18 protein-coding genes are annotated in these 16,381 nt (G+C 33.6%); 5 read left to right on the top strand and 13 right to left on the bottom strand.

The features are described 5' to 3' along the window. Window position 1 precedes the first annotated feature (1 nt). The 12 genes from BC952_RS09235 to BC952_RS09180 form a co-directional block, all read right to left on the bottom strand. Window positions 2–931: a UDP-3-O-(3-hydroxymyristoyl)glucosamine N-acyltransferase gene (locus BC952_RS09235; RefSeq protein ID WP_121365323.1), complete on the bottom strand. Its 930-nt coding sequence runs from the start codon at window positions 929–931 to the stop codon at window positions 2–4. A 69-nt stretch (window positions 932–1,000) separates the two neighbouring features. After that, window positions 1,001–1,567: an elongation factor P gene (gene efp / locus BC952_RS09230; protein ID WP_114754535.1), complete on the bottom strand. Its 567-nt coding sequence runs from the start codon at window positions 1,565–1,567 to the stop codon at window positions 1,001–1,003. Window positions 1,568–1,625: 58 nt separating this feature from the next. After that, entirely contained in the window at window positions 1,626–2,411 is a 786-nt protein-coding gene (lpxA, locus tag BC952_RS09225) for an acyl-ACP--UDP-N-acetylglucosamine O-acyltransferase (RefSeq protein WP_073351284.1), read from the bottom strand. A gap of 86 nt (window positions 2,412–2,497) precedes the next feature. Then, on the bottom strand, window positions 2,498–3,886 hold the full coding sequence (locus BC952_RS09220) for a bifunctional UDP-3-O-[3-hydroxymyristoyl] N-acetylglucosamine deacetylase/3-hydroxyacyl-ACP dehydratase (RefSeq protein ID WP_121365540.1): 1,389 nt from the start codon (window positions 3,884–3,886) through the stop codon (window positions 2,498–2,500). Beyond that, complete coding sequence (gene lpxD / locus BC952_RS09215) at window positions 3,879–4,922, bottom strand: UDP-3-O-(3-hydroxymyristoyl)glucosamine N-acyltransferase (protein ID WP_121365321.1); 1,044 nt, start codon at window positions 4,920–4,922, stop codon at window positions 3,879–3,881. Before lpxD ends, BC952_RS09220 begins: the two co-directional genes overlap by 8 nt. A gap of 40 nt (window positions 4,923–4,962) precedes the next feature. Continuing rightward, window positions 4,963–6,192: an HD domain-containing protein gene (locus tag BC952_RS09210; protein ID WP_121365319.1), complete on the bottom strand. Its 1,230-nt coding sequence runs from the start codon at window positions 6,190–6,192 to the stop codon at window positions 4,963–4,965. 170 nt (window positions 6,193–6,362) lie between these two features. Further along, window positions 6,363–6,902, bottom strand: coding sequence for a GNAT family N-acetyltransferase (locus BC952_RS09205; RefSeq protein WP_121365318.1), 540 nt, complete (start codon window positions 6,900–6,902; stop codon window positions 6,363–6,365). Window positions 6,903–6,916: 14 nt separating this feature from the next. Continuing rightward, the gene (locus tag BC952_RS09200) at window positions 6,917–7,198 is read right to left on the bottom strand and encodes a hypothetical protein (protein ID WP_121365316.1); all 282 of its coding nucleotides are present in this window, start codon (window positions 7,196–7,198) and stop codon (window positions 6,917–6,919) included. An 853-nt stretch (window positions 7,199–8,051) separates the two neighbouring features. Then, window positions 8,052–8,531: a GyrI-like domain-containing protein gene (locus BC952_RS09195; RefSeq protein ID WP_121365315.1), complete on the bottom strand. Its 480-nt coding sequence runs from the start codon at window positions 8,529–8,531 to the stop codon at window positions 8,052–8,054. A gap of 31 nt (window positions 8,532–8,562) precedes the next feature. Then, on the bottom strand, window positions 8,563–9,102 hold the full coding sequence (locus tag BC952_RS09190; protein WP_121365313.1) for a GNAT family N-acetyltransferase: 540 nt from the start codon (window positions 9,100–9,102) through the stop codon (window positions 8,563–8,565). A 49-nt stretch (window positions 9,103–9,151) separates the two neighbouring features. Further along, on the bottom strand, window positions 9,152–10,015 hold the full coding sequence (locus BC952_RS09185; RefSeq protein ID WP_121365311.1) for an alpha/beta hydrolase: 864 nt from the start codon (window positions 10,013–10,015) through the stop codon (window positions 9,152–9,154). A gap of 281 nt (window positions 10,016–10,296) precedes the next feature. Continuing rightward, a complete protein-coding gene (locus BC952_RS09180; RefSeq protein ID WP_121365310.1) occupies window positions 10,297–10,761 on the bottom strand; it encodes a hypothetical protein in 465 nt (154 codons plus the stop codon). A 496-nt stretch (window positions 10,762–11,257) separates the two neighbouring features. Between BC952_RS09180 and porX the strand changes: the two genes are divergently transcribed. The 5 genes from porX (at window position 11,258) to BC952_RS09155 (ending at window position 15,478) form a co-directional block, all read left to right on the top strand. Then, window positions 11,258–12,811, top strand: coding sequence for a T9SS response regulator signal transducer PorX (porX, locus tag BC952_RS09175; RefSeq protein ID WP_113633886.1), 1,554 nt, complete (start codon window positions 11,258–11,260; stop codon window positions 12,809–12,811). 72 nt (window positions 12,812–12,883) lie between these two features. Beyond that, the gene (gene tsaE, locus BC952_RS09170) at window positions 12,884–13,291 is read left to right on the top strand and encodes a tRNA (adenosine(37)-N6)-threonylcarbamoyltransferase complex ATPase subunit type 1 TsaE (RefSeq protein ID WP_121365308.1); all 408 of its coding nucleotides are present in this window, start codon (window positions 12,884–12,886) and stop codon (window positions 13,289–13,291) included. 8 nt (window positions 13,292–13,299) lie between these two features. Then, on the top strand, window positions 13,300–13,773 hold the full coding sequence (locus BC952_RS09165) for a GNAT family N-acetyltransferase (RefSeq protein WP_121365306.1): 474 nt from the start codon (window positions 13,300–13,302) through the stop codon (window positions 13,771–13,773). Window positions 13,774–13,867: 94 nt separating this feature from the next. After that, entirely contained in the window at window positions 13,868–15,067 is a 1,200-nt protein-coding gene (locus BC952_RS09160; protein ID WP_165151261.1) for an alanine dehydrogenase, read from the top strand. 36 nt (window positions 15,068–15,103) lie between these two features. Further along, a complete protein-coding gene (locus tag BC952_RS09155) occupies window positions 15,104–15,478 on the top strand; it encodes a DUF4258 domain-containing protein (protein WP_121365305.1) in 375 nt (124 codons plus the stop codon). A gap of 221 nt (window positions 15,479–15,699) precedes the next feature. Here the strand turns inward: BC952_RS09155 and ung are convergent, their stop codons facing one another. Next, complete coding sequence (gene ung, locus BC952_RS09150; RefSeq protein ID WP_121365303.1) at window positions 15,700–16,380, bottom strand: uracil-DNA glycosylase; 681 nt, start codon at window positions 16,378–16,380, stop codon at window positions 15,700–15,702. Between the last annotated feature and the right edge of the window lies 1 nt (window position 16,381).

Raw genomic sequence — 16,381 nt, 5'->3', positions numbered from 1 at the left:
ATTACTTTAGTTTATTAAGAATTTCTGGTATCTTCTTGATATTAGCCAGTTGTTTCAATTTTTCTCTTGATTCTTCTATTGGAGTACCAAAATAGGATTTCCCACCTTCAACAGATTTTGTGACACCAGTTTGTCCCATAATCACTGCCTTCGCTCCTATTGTTATTCCGCTGGTCGTTCCTACTTGTCCCCAAATAGTAACTTCGTCTTCAATAATCACACAGCCTGCAATTCCGGTTTGAGAAGCAATTAAACATTTTCTTCCAATAACAGTGTCGTGTCCAACATGTACCTGATTGTCAATTTTTGTGCCTTCGCCAATAGTGGTATCTCCGGTAACTCCCTTGTCAATAGTACAGAGTGCTCCGATTCCAACATTATCTTTGATGACCACTCTTCCGCCGGAAAGTAGTTGATCATATCCTTCAGGTCGTTTCTTATAATAAAATGCATCAGCACCCAGAATAGTTCCTGCATGAATGATTACATTGTCACCAATAACGGTATAATCATAAATTGAAACATTTGAATGAATCAAACAATTCTTTCCAATAACAACATGATTCCCGATAAATGCATTTGGCTGTATTACAGTTCCTTCACCTATGAAAGCTGAAGTAGCTATTGATACATTCGAAAATTGAAATGGTTTGAAATAGTTTGTCAATTTATTGAAATCACTAAAAGGATCTTCAGAAATTAACAATGCTTTTCCATCCGGACAAGCTACGTTTTTATTAATTAAAACAATAGTTGCTGCAGAATTTAATGCCTTGTCATAATATTTAGGATGATCCACAAAAACAATATCTCCAGCTTCAACAACATGAATTTCATTCATTCCTGAAACAGGGAAATCAGCAGCACCAACATATTCACAGTCGATGATACTTGCAATTTCTTCTAAAGTGTAAACTTTTTGGAATTTCATTTATTTAGTATTCAGTATTCAGTAATCAGTGTCCAGTATATTTGATTACAGAACACTGATTACTGTAAACTATTCTTTAACTCTTTCCATGTAATTACCGGAAGTCGTATCTATTTTTATTTTGTCCCCTTCATTTATAAACAAAGGAACATTTACAGTTGCACCCGTTTCAACAGTTGCTGATTTTGTTGCATTTGTAGCAGTATTTCCTTTGATTCCAGGCTCTGCATAAGTAACTTCAAGAATTACAGATGCCGGCATATCTACAGAAAGAGGCAAATCAGTCTCTGTATTGATACTTACCATTACATTTTCTCCTTCTTTCAATAAATCCGGGGAATCAAGAATGTTTTTGTTTAAAGTAATTTGTTCGAAAGTTTCTGTATTCATAAAATGAAATTGATCACCTTCTGGATATAAAAACTGAAATTTATGATTTTCAACTCGAACTTCTTCGATTTTATGACCTGCTGAAAACGTATTATCCAAAACTTTTCCATTGGTCAAACTTCTTAATTTAGTTCTAACGAAAGCTGGACCTTTTCCTGGTTTTACGTGAAGAAATTCAATGATTTTGTAAATATCGTTGTTGTATTTAATACACAATCCGTTTTTAATATCTGATGTAGATGCCATTATATTGTTTATTTTTTATTACTATTTTTATTTTTTGGTAACTGAAATTACTTTATTTTTAGTAGTTCCCAGAGTATCCTTTCATTACTCCTCTTGATGAATTTCTGATAAAATCAATAATTTCGTCTCTTTCAGGCGTTGCTTCCATTTCTGCTTCAATAATCCCCAAAGCTTGAGTAACGTTATAATTTTTTTGATATAAAATTCTATAAATATCTTGAATTTCCCTGATTTTTTCAGATGTAAAACCTCTTCTTCTCAATCCTACCGAGTTGATTCCAACATACGACAAAGGTTCTTTTGCTGCTTTTGTATATGGCGGAACATCTTTTCTAAGTAAAGAACCGCCTGAAATCATGGCATGGTCTCCAACACTGATAAATTGATGTACAGCTGACAATCCTCCAACAATAGCATAATTACCAATAGTCACATGTCCTCCCAAAAGAACACCATTAACAATAATAGCATTATTTCCTACGTGACAATCATGAGCAATGTGTGCTGTTGCCATAATTAAACAGTTATCACCAATCACAGTTTGTCCCGAAGCGATTGTACCCCTATTAATGGTTACACATTCTCTAATGGTACAATTGTCTCCAATAATCACAAGTGAATCTTCTCCGCCAAACTTTAAATCTTGTGGAACTGCTGAGATAACCGCTCCTGGGAATATATTACAATTTTTTCCAATTCTTGCTCCCTCCATAATCGTAACATTGGATCCTATCCAAGTACCGTCTCCAATAACAACATTGTTATGAATAGTTGTAAACGGCTCAATTACAACGTTTTTGGCGATTTTAGCACCTGGATGAACATAGGCTAGTGGTTGATTCATCAGCTATTTTTTATTTTTATATTTTATCAGAATAAAACCAGAATTTTATCTATTTCAAATGATAAATTCTCGTTTTAAATCTGAATCTATTGTTTTTTTGCAATTTGCGCCATTAATTCCGCTTCAGCAACTAGTTTACCATTTGCATAAGCATTTGCTTGCATGTGACAAATCCCTCTTCTGATTGGCGTTATTAAATCACATTTAAAAATTAAGGTGTCACCAGGCAATACTTTATGTTTGAATTTGACATTATCAATTTTCATAAAATAAGTCAAATAATTTTCTGGATCAGGAACAGTACTTAATACTAGAATTCCTCCTGTTTGTGCCATTGCTTCTACTATCAAAACTCCCGGCATAACTGGTGCTTCTGGAAAATGACCAACAAAGAAATTTTCGTTCATCGTTACATTTTTCATTCCTACCACATGTGTTTCTGACATTTCAATAATTCTGTCAATCAACAAAAATGGTGGTCTATGAGGGAGAACCGCCATGATTTTATGAATATCCATTAATGGTTCCTGGTTCAAATCATAAACAGGAACATAATTTCTTTGTTCAATTTTTATGATTTTTGCCATTTTTTTTGCAAACTGCGTATTCACGAAATGCCCCGGTTTATTGGCAATTACTTTACCCTGAATTCTTGTTCCAATCAAAGCTAAATCACCTACCACATCAAGTAGTTTGTGTCTTGCAGCTTCATTAGGATAATGCAAGGTGAGATTGTCTAAAATACCATTAGGTTTAACTGTTAATTCATCTTTTCCAAATGCAATTTTTAAACTCTCCATAGTAGATTCAGATATTTCCTTATCTACATAGACAATTGCATTATTTAAATCACCACCTTTTATCAAACCGTTTTCTAACAACGATTCTAATTCGTGTAAAAAGCTGAAGGTTCGAGATTCTGATATTTCAGTTTTAAAATCAGCAATACTTTTCATGTTTGCATTTTGGGTTCCTAAAATTTTAGTTCCAAAATCAACCATTGCAGTTACACAATAATGATCGCTTGGCATTACTAAAATTTCGCTTCCTGATGCTTCGTCAGTAAAAGAAATAACTTCTTTGACTACATACACTTTTCTTTTTGCATTTTGTTCTTCGATTTCCGCTTTTTCCAGAGCTTGAACAAAATACTTAGAAGAACCATCCATTATAGGTAATTCAGAAGCATTTAGTTCTATGATAACATTATCCAAATCGCAACCAATCAATGCCGCCAAAACATGTTCCGGCGTTTGAATTTTCACCCCAAGTTTTTCTAAATTGGTACCCCTTTGTGTATTTACAACATAATTTGCATCAGCTTCAACAATAGGTTGCCCCTCCAAATCTACCCGAACAAAAGTAAAACCATTATTTACTGGAGCAGGTTTAAAAGTCATTTTCACTTCTTTACCTGTGTGTAATCCAACTCCGGTTAGTGAGATTTCTGTTTTGATGGTCTTCTGTTTAACCATTTTTTCCATTTTTTTGGTTTAATATTTCTTTTTTTAATTCTTCAATTTCCGCAACAATTTTTGGTAAATTCTTAAAATGAACATACGATTTACTAAAATTATTGTACCCAAATGCAGGACTTCCTTGCAAGATCTCATTATCTTTTATATTCCTTCCCACACCTGATTGCGCTTGAATTCGGACATTATTACCAATTGTCAAATGCCCTGAAATCCCAACCTGACCGCCAATCATTCCGTTTTTTCCAATTTTTGTAGAACCTGCAACACCCGTTTGGGCCGCAATAACAGTATTCTCTCCAATCTCAACATTATGAGCTATCTGAATTTGATTGTCAAGCTTTACTCCTTTTCTAATAATTGTAGATCCCATTGTAGCTCTGTCAACTGTAGTACAGGAACCAATATCTACATTGTCTTCAATGACTACGTTTCCTATTTGTGGAATTTTAGTGAATGTTCCGTCTGGATTTGGTGCAAAACCAAAACCATCTGAACCTATTATTGCTCCAGAATGAATGGTGCAATTATTCCCAATTATAGTTTCCGAATAGATTTTTGCGCCAGCGAATAATACCACATTATCCCCTATTACCACATTATCTCCAACGAAACAATTAGGATATATCTTTACATTTTCACCCAAAACAACATTCTGCCCCACATAACTAAAACTACCAAGATATAAATTATCTCCGTATTTCACACTTTGACAGAGAAAAGAAGGTTGCTCTATTCCACTTTTATTCAATTTCACCTGATTGTAAAATTCCAATAATTTAGAAAATGCCGCATACGCATCTTGTACTTTTATCAGTGTAGTGGTTAATTTTAATTCCGGAACAAAAGTATCATTAACGATTGTTACTGAGGCTTTTGTAGTATATATATAGTTCAGGTATTTAGGATTGGATAGAAAAGTAAGTGATCCCTCAGCACCGTCTTCGATTTTTGATAATCTAAAAACTTCAGCCATGGGATTCCCAACAACTTCTCCTTCTAAAATCCCTGCTATTTGTTCTGCTGTAAATTTCATCGCGACAAAAATATAAAAAAATAGATTTTAAATGGTGTTTTTATAACAGTTGTTTTGGGAAACAGATATAATACTTAGTTACCAATTTAGATAATGATTTCAAATTCAATTGGTCAGAGGCATCTACAACATCTTCAATTGTTTTATCTTTATTCAAAATCCGTATCGGTTCAGCTTCTTTACTATATGCCTGATTTTTTATTTTTCCTTTAAATATAAAGTAATTAGTTTCCAATAAACTAATATGATGCTCTAATGCAAATCGTTCTTTCAGAGGCTGTAATTCTTCTACTGTAACTTTTTCGCTGGTTAATTTTATTTTTAATAAATCTCTATTAACTATCATTTTACTCAGTGAAGACAATATAAAATCATCTTGTTTTTGCCAAGATTTTAAAGCGCTTATAATATCAAAATCATCTAATTGTGCAAAAAGATCCAATGTTGATGTGTCAAAAGTATCTATAGTAACTTTGTTCTCCATAAAAAAAGAGAGCGGTGCACTACATGGCAAATGAACTCCTTTTTGAGTTAATTCCTTAGCTCGTTTTAATATTTTTGTCAAAATAAGTTCAGCTACTAAACTGGTTTTATGCAAATAAACCTGCCAATACATTAAACGTCTTGACATCAAGAACTTCTCAACGGAATAAATTCCTTTTTCCTCAATAACCAAAACATCATCCACAACATTCATCATTTGAATTAACCGCTCTGAATTGACATTACCTTCTGAAACTCCGGAATAAAAACTATCCCGTTTCAAATAATCCATTCGATCCATATCCAATTGGCTGGAAATTAGCTGCAGCATAAATTTTCGGTCATATTCACCCTTAAAAACCTGAATTGCTAAAGTCAGTTGCCCCTTAAATTCTACATTCAATTGGTTCATAAACAATAACGAAATGGCTTCATGGTGCACATCCTCAACAATACTTCTTTCCATGGCATGCGAAAAAGGACCATGACCAATATCGTGTAATAAAATAGCAATGTATAAGGCATTTTCTTCCTCCTGAGATATAAGAATTCCTTTAAATCGCAAAGCATCAACGGCTTTTTGCATTAAATGCATACAACCTAAAGCATGATGAAAACGTGTATGATTGGCTCCGGGATATACTAAATAGGAAAGTCCCATTTGGGAAATACGTCGCAAACGCTGAAAATAGGGATGCTGAATTAAATCATAAATTAAGGCATTAGGAATGGTAATAAACCCATAAATGGGATCATTGAATATTTTTAGCTTATTGATTTGACTCACTATAACTTTATTTTTTGGTCAACAAATATATGCAAATTAGATTTTATAATTAAAGTTTACTGATATGGTAATCATTACTATAAAATAAAATGCATTTTGCCTAAAACAATGTGGTTGTTTGACCTATTCATTGAAAATACTTTCTTATGCATATGCTTGACAATCATTTATTAATCTATTGCTAAAATAGCATAACCGTAATTATCAGACCAGCCGGATGACAATGGTAATAATTTTCGGGTATGGGCTTCTCTTGTCATTCCAGTTTTTTCTAAAACGCTTATGGAACCTATATTTCCCACGGCACAACCCGCTTCAATCCGATGCAGATTAAGTTCACTGAAACCAAAACGGAGAATTTCTTTTAAAGATTCTGTGGCATACCCTTTGTTCCAATGGTCTTTGTGGAATTTAAACCAAACTTCAGCATTTTTATACTTCACTTTCCCCAAATTGATTCCAATTAATCCAATAATTTGGTTTCCGGCATTTAATTCGACCGCAAAAGTGAAATGTGTCGTAAGTGCTTTATTGTTTTCAAAAATCCACTTTTCTAAAACCCGTTTTGTTTCTTCGATATCTGATGGAATTCCTAAAGTATTGAATTTATCTGTTTCTTTCAAAGAATGCAATTCGTGAATATAATCCAAATCCAATAGCGTGATTGGTCTTAGTACTAATCGTTCTGTTTTGAGAATTAGGGTATTCATTTTTTTTTATAATACTAAAACAGCTTATATATTCTGTGAATAGGGATCATAACACCTTGCTTTAAAATAACATTTTTGTCTGTAACAGCCCAAACCGTAGTATCTACAACTTTTTTGGATTCGCTGTCTTCAAAGAAAATTTTAAGTTTTGAATGCTCTAAATTACCTAATGATAATGCTCTGTTAATTTCGCTTATTCTTATTTTTATTTCGTCAATGTCGTTTAGAACATCTGTTTTGGGAAATTTAAGAAGCGCAATATCTTCTTTATCAATGATTTTGAAATCTTCTGTCATAATGGTAAAAATTTAATTAATAATAAATTGCAGTACTGTGGCAATACAAAAACTTGACCAATTTTATTCGCCATAATACTACATTACAAAAATAAAATCTCCACGATTTGTTACTGCCAATTTTATATTAATTTTTTCTCGGCTCAACGTCTTATTTTCTTAATGTTATCAGTGTTAATAAGTCAAAAAATAAAACCCGAATTTAAATAATCCCTATTTTTCGGATGCTCAATAAACTCACCATTTTTTTCCTAAGTAATTCGAATCTAAATTAATTTACTCTAGTTTAAAAAAACCACCATTTCAAGAATGAAATTTATTGCTTATAACATAATTGATTAACAGATTTTTAGAAATGCTGAAACAATACTTTTAACAATATTTTTTGATGATTTTGTCGTTCTCAAAAGTCTCTTGATATTCTATTTGGTCGTTTTTATCATACCGATTAAAAGAACCGCTCGCCTTCCATCAATTCATTGCTAAAAGTGCCATTTGCTTTCACTTTTCGGTTGTCGTGGGATACAAAATTCTTAAAGCGTTAAAAATAGCTTGATGCGTTATCGTGGCGTTGTCCTCCGGTGGCAAGTAGTCAAAATTTACTTGTATTGTCTTAGATTTGTACTTTTTAACTTTTATGTTAATAGATTTGCATCTACTTCCATAACATGCGAAATCTCACTTGGTGCAAGTCCTTCTTTTCCAGCTCCTATGTAAATTTCAATTTTTTTATTGAAGTTTTCTTAATAAATAACTGAATTTTGATTCCTGTTTCTTCAAAACCACTGCTGTTTGTACCGGCAGTGGTTTTGTCTTTTATAATAATTGTTCTTTTGATAATTAATCCAAAACTTTATTTCAGTTGGATTGGAATCCAAATTTCCTCTTCGGAATCTGGATCGTTATTCTTGTATTTTTGTCCTAATAATTCAAAATGCATTCTGTCATCCAGAACATATTCTGAGTTGGGCAACCAAGTTCCGAAAATATACTCAAATGTTTTTGAAGCAGTCGTGACATCTCCTTTATGAATAAAAACTGCGTACAATCCTCCAGGCAAAATAATTGGTTCCATACCTTCTGGAATTTCATCGAAATCCGCTACAGCAATGGCGGCCCATTTTTCGAATTCAGTATTGGGGTTAAAAGCTTTGAAATAGGACGCATCATATTTTTGCATAGAATACAAATCGGTTCCAATACTATTTTGAATTTCCTTTCGTCTGGGCATAAAACTTTTCCACAGTTCAGCTGTTTTATTATTGGATAATGAAAGTGTAATTCGTTTGCCAATTAATTTTTTCTCTGGTAATATTTCAATTCTGGGATTCATATAACGTTGCTTTTTTAGATTGAACAAATGACTAATCAGTTGATAAAATAGCGTAACCGTAATTATCAGACCAGCCGGATGACAATGGTAATAATTTTCGGGTGTGGGCTTCTCTTGTCATTCCGGTTTTTTCCAAAACGTTGATGGAACCTATATTTCCCAAGGCACATCCCGCTTCAATCCGATGCAGATTCAGTTCATTGAAACCAAAACGGAGAATTTCTTTTAAAGATTCTGTAGCGTAGCCTTTGTTCCAATGGTCTTTGTGAAATTTGAACCAAACTTCGGCATTTTTATATTTCACTTTTCCCAAATTGATTCCAATTAATCCTATAATTTGGTTTCCCGTAATTAATTCGACCGCAAAAGTAAAATGGGTCGTAAGTTCTCTATTGTTTTCAGAAATCCACTTTTCTAACAGCTGTTTTGTTTCTTCAATATTTTCTGGAATTCCTAAAGTATTGAATTCATCTGTTTCTTTCAAAGAATGTAATTCATGAATATATTCCAAATCCAATAGTGTGATTGGTCTTAAAACCAATCGTTCTGTTTTGAGAATTACGGTGTTCATTTTTTATTTTTTAAAATTACTACAGTCAGTCCAATTATAAAAGTGCCTTTTACTTTTCCGTGCGCATCGGATACAAAATTCTCAAAGCGTTAAAAATAGCTTGATGTGTTATCGTGGCGTGGTCTTCCTGTGGCAAATAGTCAAAGTTTACTGTAATCGTTTTCGATTTTGTACTTTTTAATTTTTCTGTTAATAGATTTGCATCAACTTCCATAACATGCGGAATCTCAGTTGGTGCAAGTCCTTCTTTACCAACTCCTACGTAAATATCAATTTTTTTATTGAAGTTTTCTTGATAAATAACTGAATTTTGACGCAACAAAGAGCCATTATCCCACCACAAACTGGGACTTATGATGATGTACTTATTGAATAAATTTGGTTTTTGAAGTAAAATTTCGGTGGCCAAAAGTCCGCCTAATGATTGTCCAATAATGGTTTTTGAATCATTTGTTTTGTATTTTTTTTCAATATAGGGCTGTAATTCCTTTTCTAAAAATGAAATAAAATTTGCCGATTTCCCCGCAGTTGCATATCTTTTTTGGTCGGCTTCGATGGTGGTTTGATATGTAAAATCTCTTTTGCGATCCACATTTGCAATTCCAACAACAATTGATTTTGGAACTCTATTGATCCACGAAAAGCTGTTGAATTGAAAAAGCCCAACAACGTGAATAAAATCCTCATCTGCGGAACCATCCAATAAATAGACTACCGGATAAGTGATGGTATCATTTTGTTGATATTCTTCCGGTAAGTAAATATTTAGTATTCTTTTTTCGGATAATACTTTTGAATGTATTTCTTCGATGCTTCCCAGAACAAAAGGTTTACTATTCTCTTTTGGATTGTTATTTTGCGAATTTGAAGCTGTAGTAAAAAAGAGCACTATTAAAATCAGTATTGGTTTCATCCTTTTGTTTTTCTTCGAATATTTTAAAAATGAATGTGTGACATTCATTTATATAGTGCGTTTATTTGTAATTGTATTCAATTTTGTTTGCAGTCACGAGCGCGACGCTGACGCTGATAGGAAAATAAATTGAAGCTGTAAACATTTGTTATTTATAAATAGTTATTAATATCAGACCTAACTTGACTAAGATAAGTTTTTTGTATATTGAATAGTTCTGAATAATTGTCTTTTAATATTTTTGAATATTCTTTAATTTTATTCATTTTAATATCAATCTGTTATTTTGAATCTAATTCCTGTGGAATTAATTCAAATATTTTTTGATTAATTTCAAAAGTATTTTTGTTTATTTCCATTGCACGATTTTCATTAAAATCATAAAATATATTAATGTGATGATGCTCAAAATGAGGAAAAGCTTTTAATTTTTCAGAATAAAATTTAACTTCTTTCTCAATATTTTCAAAAAATTCATTTTGGTTAGCCTTTCCCAATTCATACATTTCAAATTGATGACGAACTAAATTTAAGAAATTCAAATTTTCCAAATAAAATTCAGAAGCTTTTTTTGCAGCATTTAGCTTTTCTTTCCAAAAAAAGGTTTTTAGTTCTTTGCTATATCTTCGATTCTCAATAAATATTTGAAAAATATTTCTACCAACCCAACCTAGCAAAGCAAAAACTGTAGCAATTGCTGTTGCAGATTCTGTAGGATAATCTTTTAGTAGTCTAGTTATATCCACTTTAATTTTAATAAGTTAATATTTAATTTTTTTACCATTTGAATTTTAGCAACTTATAAATCATAATAAAAAAAACCAACCCAATCCACATGAAATTGGCTCTCTTAGTCTAAAAAATATCAGATTATTGTTATTCCCAAATATATAATAAATTCATTACAAATAATATAATCCAAGTTAGTTTCCAGAAAACTCTTCATCTCAAGCGTAGTAATAAACCCCAATCATTCTCGCAAGTGCGTGAGGGATGGAAGCGGCATCCTTTCTTTTTTTCTTTAAAAAGGAAAGATACAGCGTACAGCCCGACCCGGACGGAGTTTACGGAGGATGGGGCACGCCCAGAACCAAACTTAAAACAAAATGAAAGGGAATTGTAATTTTGTAAAATTCAGCGAAAGTGTGTTAAAAAATTATCATAATATTAGCAGGTAGCCGTTGCAAAAAAATGTAATTTGGCGCTTTAATTTAGTACGTTAGAACACTTGTTGATACAATTATGGATAAAATAAAAATACTTTGGGTTGATGATGAAATCGACCTTTTGAAACCACATATATTATTTCTGGAAAAGAAAAATTACGAGGTAACAACCTGTAACAACGGGCTTGATGCCATTGGGATTTTTGAAGAAAATAATTTTGATATTGTTTTCTTGGATGAAAATATGCCCGGAATGAGCGGCTTGGAAACGCTGTCAGAAATGAAGGAGAAAAAATCTTCGGTTCCCATGATTATGATTACGAAAAGCGAGGAAGAATACATTATGGAAGAAGCCATAGGTTCTAAAATTGCTGATTATTTAATCAAACCCGTGAATCCAAACCAGATTTTGTTGAGTTTAAAGAAAAACTTGGATCATTCCCGATTGATTTCGCAAAAAACTACGCTGGATTATCAGAAGGAATTTAGAAAAATCACTATGGAAATGGCTATGGTGAATTCCTATGAAGACTGGATTGAGTTGTACAAGAAATTGATTTTTTGGGAACTGGAATTGGAGAATATCGATGATCAGAGCATGATTGAAATTTTGGAATCCCAAAAAACAGAAGCCAATTCGCAATTTGGAAAATTCATTGAGCGCAATTACGAGGATTGGTTTGCTCCAAAAGCAGATAAACCGGTACAATCGCACACGTTATTCAAAGAATTAGTACTTCCTGAACTCAAGAAAAAAGACAAGCCCATTTTGTTTGTCGTGATTGACAACCTGCGTTACGACCAGTGGAAAACTTTTGAAAGTGTGGTGGGAAATTACTATAAATTGGAAAAAGAGGTGCCTTACTACTCTATTCTTCCTACGGCGACGCAATATGCGAGAAACGCGATTTTCTCTGGTTTAACGCCACTGGAAATGGAAAAACAGTTTCCGCAATACTGGAAAAATGACCCGGAAGAAGGCGGAAAAAACCTTTTTGAAGCAGAATTTTTAACGGCGCAATTGAAACGTTTGGGTTTGAATATCAAGGAAGATTATTTTAAAATTACCAGTCTTGCCGGCGGAAAAAAATTAGCCGAAAGCTTCAAAGCCTTAAAAGATAATGATTTAGTGACCGTGGTATACAACTTTGTAGATATGCTTTCACATGCCAAAACGGAGATGGATGTGGTAAAAGAACTGGCCTCAGATGATAAAGCGTATCGCTCGCTAACGTTGAGTTGGTTTAAGAATTCCCCTCTTTTAGAAATTATTCAACAAGCCCAAAAAATGGGTTTCAAATTGATTTTGACTACCGATCACGGGACGATAAATGTAAAAAATCCATCGAAAGTGGTAGGTGACAAAAATACCAGTTTAAATTTACGTTATAAAACCGGGCGCAGTTTGACGTACGAACACAAAGATGTTTATGCGGTTAAAGAACCAAAAAATATTGGTTTGCCTACCATAAATATGAGTAGTTCTTATATTTTTGCAAAAAATGATTTGTTCTTGGCCTATGTCAACAATTATAATCATTATGTGAGTTATTACAAAAACACGTATCAGCACGGTGGAATTTCATTGGAAGAAATGATTATTCCGTTTTTAGTTTTTAACCCGAAATAAAAAAGTAGTCAGTCTCAGTTTTCAGTGTACGGCAAGAACCTTAAACTTTAAACTTTAAACAATTTTATAAGAATGAATATCATTTTTTCTATTGACCAACTCGAAGAAGTGGCGCAAAAAATAATATCTGAAAATCCCAAAAAAGTGATTCTTTTTCACGGAGAAATGGGTGTTGGAAAAACAACTTTGATTAAGCAATTGTGTAAAACACTTGGTGTAACTGGCGCTACAAGCAGTCCAACCTTTTCTTTAGTTAATGAATATGAAGCCGATGATAATCAGCTAGTTTATCATTTTGATTTTTACAGATTAAACAAAGAGGAAGAAGCTTTGGATATGGGTGTTGATGATTATTTATATTCCGGTAATTGGTGCTTTATAGAATGGGCGGAGAAGATTCCAAATTTGATTCCCGAAGTACATTCGGTTATCACTATTTCGCTGCTCGCTGATGGAAAACGTTCTTTAACTTTAAGTTAAAAGTAATTATGAATGTAGACAATACTATTGAAATCATACCTTTTTCTCCAGCTTATAAAGAAGCTATAAAAACTTTAAATCTGGAATGGTTGCAAAAACACTTTAGGGTTGAACCCAAATATGAAATTGTGCTTTCGGATCCGCAAGGTCAGATAATAGACAAAGGCGGAATGATTTTTTATGCAAAATATAAAGATGAAATCGTAGGAACAGTTTCCTTAATAAAAATTGACGATACGACTTTCGAACTGAGTAAAATGGCAGTTACAGATGGTGTACAAGGATTAGGAATTGGTAAGAAACTAATGTTGCATTGTCTTGCTGTTGCCGAAGCAAAAGGAATGGAAAAACTGATTTTATATTCGAACCGGAAATTACTGTCGGCTATTCATTTGTATGAAAAATTTGGTTTCGTAGAAGTACCATTGGAAGATGGCGTTTACGAACGAGCCGATATTAAAATGGAAAGAATCATTCGGTGAGATTCTGTTACATTACAAATGAATTTAACACGATTGAATTTGTACTGTTTATAAAACTTTTTACGTAAATTGTACCCTTAATTTAACAACATCAATGTCAATAACTATAACGCCATTCACAAAACAACAGCTTTTGCCACAAGAGGAAAAACTGGAGATTGCAAGACAAAAAAGCGAACTTTTTATTGGGATTCCAAAAGAAACGAGTTATCAGGAACGCCGAATTTGTCTTACCCCAGATGCTGTTAACTCGCTTACTTATCATGGCCATCGCGTAATGATTGAAGCGGGAGCGGGATTGAGTTCGAGTTATACCGACAAAGAATATTCTGACGCAGGTGCCGAAATTACTAATGACACAAAAAAAGTATTCAGTTGCCCCATGATTTTGAAAGTGGAACCCGCCACACTTGCCGAAATTGAAATGATGAACCCGCAAACAATTCTGCTGTCCGCCATTCAATTGAAAACGCGCAAGAAAACGTATTTTGAAGCGTTAACGAAAAAGAAAATTACCGCACTAGCTTTTGAATACATCAAGGACGAAGACGGAACGTATCCTGCGGTGAAATCCTTGAGCGAAATTGCCGGAACAGCATCCATTCTTATCGCTGCTGAGTTGATGATTACCAACGAATTTGGAAAAGGATTATTATTCGGGAACATTACCGGCGTCCCTCCTACTGATGTGGTCATTTTGGGCGCAGGAACCGTTGGGGAATTTGCCGCTAAAACCGCAATTGGTTTAGGCGCAAGTGTCAAAGTTTTTGATAATTCTATTACCAAATTGCGACGTTTGCAAAATAATTTAAACCAACGCATTTTCACTTCCACCATACAACCAAAAGCGTTACTAAAAGCGTTAAGACGTTGTGATGTAGCCATTGGCGCCATGCGAGGCAAAGAACGTTGTCCCGTTATCGTTACGGAAACCATGGTAGAACACATGAAAAATGGAGCCGTAATTGTGGATGTAAGTATTGATACCGGCGGTTGTTTTGAGACTTCGGAAGTGACTTCACATGAGAAACCTACGTTTATCAAAAACAATGTTTTGCATTATTGCGTGCCGAATATACCTTCCCGATATTCTAAAACGGCATCGCTTTCCATAAGTAATATTATATCGCCTTACCTGATGAAAATTGCTGAAGATGGTGGCATTGAAAGTGCTATTCGTTGCGATAAAGGATTGAAAAATGGCGTCTACATGTACCACGGAATCCTCACTAATACTTCCATAGGCGAATGGTTTGATTTACCTTATAACGACATCAATTTAATTGTTTTTTAAGAAAACTTTCTTCTACCTTTGCCAAAAATTTAATTCATGAAGTTTATACATCGTTTTGCCTATTATCTAGTAGGTTTAGTAATAGGACTGTTTTTTGTAGCGTTAGTTTTCAGTGGTAAAGATACCCGTTGTAACTATTTTCCAAATGCAAGAGTTTTAAATGATTTGAGAAACAAACCGTTTTATTATTCGGATAAAGCTTCAATGATTTTGGCTGAAAAATGGATTGACACTGCCGATATTAAAAACACATTGCAATTTGGTGACGTAGATTTTGACAACAGTAATATCGAACTTAAAAAAGGAAAGTTATACATCATCGAAGGAAAAACAATCAAAAACCAAGAGGTAACTTTGAAAGTCATTAATTACACTGATAAAGCTGTTTTAGAAGATATTATAAAAAAATAGGCATTTTAATTAGTTCTATTTACGGTTAATTTTTTCAAATAAAACTATTTTAATTTGGGCGTGACCCCTACAGATTACTCCGTCGTTCCTCCTCGCAACTTCGGGTCGTGCTGTACGTTCCCGCTTTTTTTGGAGGCTCAAACGCCTCTCAAAAAAGAGCTCCACTTCCATCACTCACGCAAAGCAGGTAAAATACCAATTTACGCTTTCAAAAAACACAATTAATCTACTGAAATCCAATTAATTAATTGTAATCCGTTTTGTTTTAAATATGCATTCGTTTTACTAAAATGCTTGTTCCCAAACCATTTTCCTTGATTGGCGCTCATTGGCGAAGGATGCCCGGATTCTAAAACCAGATGTTTGTTTCGGTCTATTTTTAGTCCTTTTTTATGGGCGAAATTACCCCAAAGCAAGAAAACAACATGCTCTTTTTCTTCCGAAATTTTCTGGATAACTGCATCCGTAAAAAGATTCCATTTCAAGTGTTTATGACTATTCGCATTGTCTTCTCTCACGGTCAGCGAGGCATTCAACAACAAAACGCCCTGCTTTGCCCAAGCTTCTAAATTACCGGAAGTGGGCATAAAAATAGTTTCCAAATCATCACTCATTTCCCGGAAAATATTGCGTAACGAAGGCGGAATTCGAACACCATCATTCACAGAGAAACACAAACCATTGGCTTCGCCCTTGCCGTGATAAGGATCTTGACCAATAATAACCACTTTTACATCTTTGAAACTGCAATAATTAAACGCAGCAAAAATCAAGTCTTTCGGAGGATAGCACGCATGATTTTTATATTCTTCATCAATAGTTTCCATTAATTCCTGAAAATAGGGTTTCTGGATTTCATCTGATAAAATGGATTGCCAAGTGGGATTGAGATTGATTTGCATA

The sequence above is a fragment of the Flavobacterium limicola genome (assembly GCF_003634755.1).
GTDB classification, from domain to species: Bacteria; Bacteroidota; Bacteroidia; order Flavobacteriales; family Flavobacteriaceae; genus Flavobacterium; species Flavobacterium limicola.
Note: the sequence above shows the minus strand (reverse complement) of the source record. Positions and strands in the feature narration are given on the sequence as shown.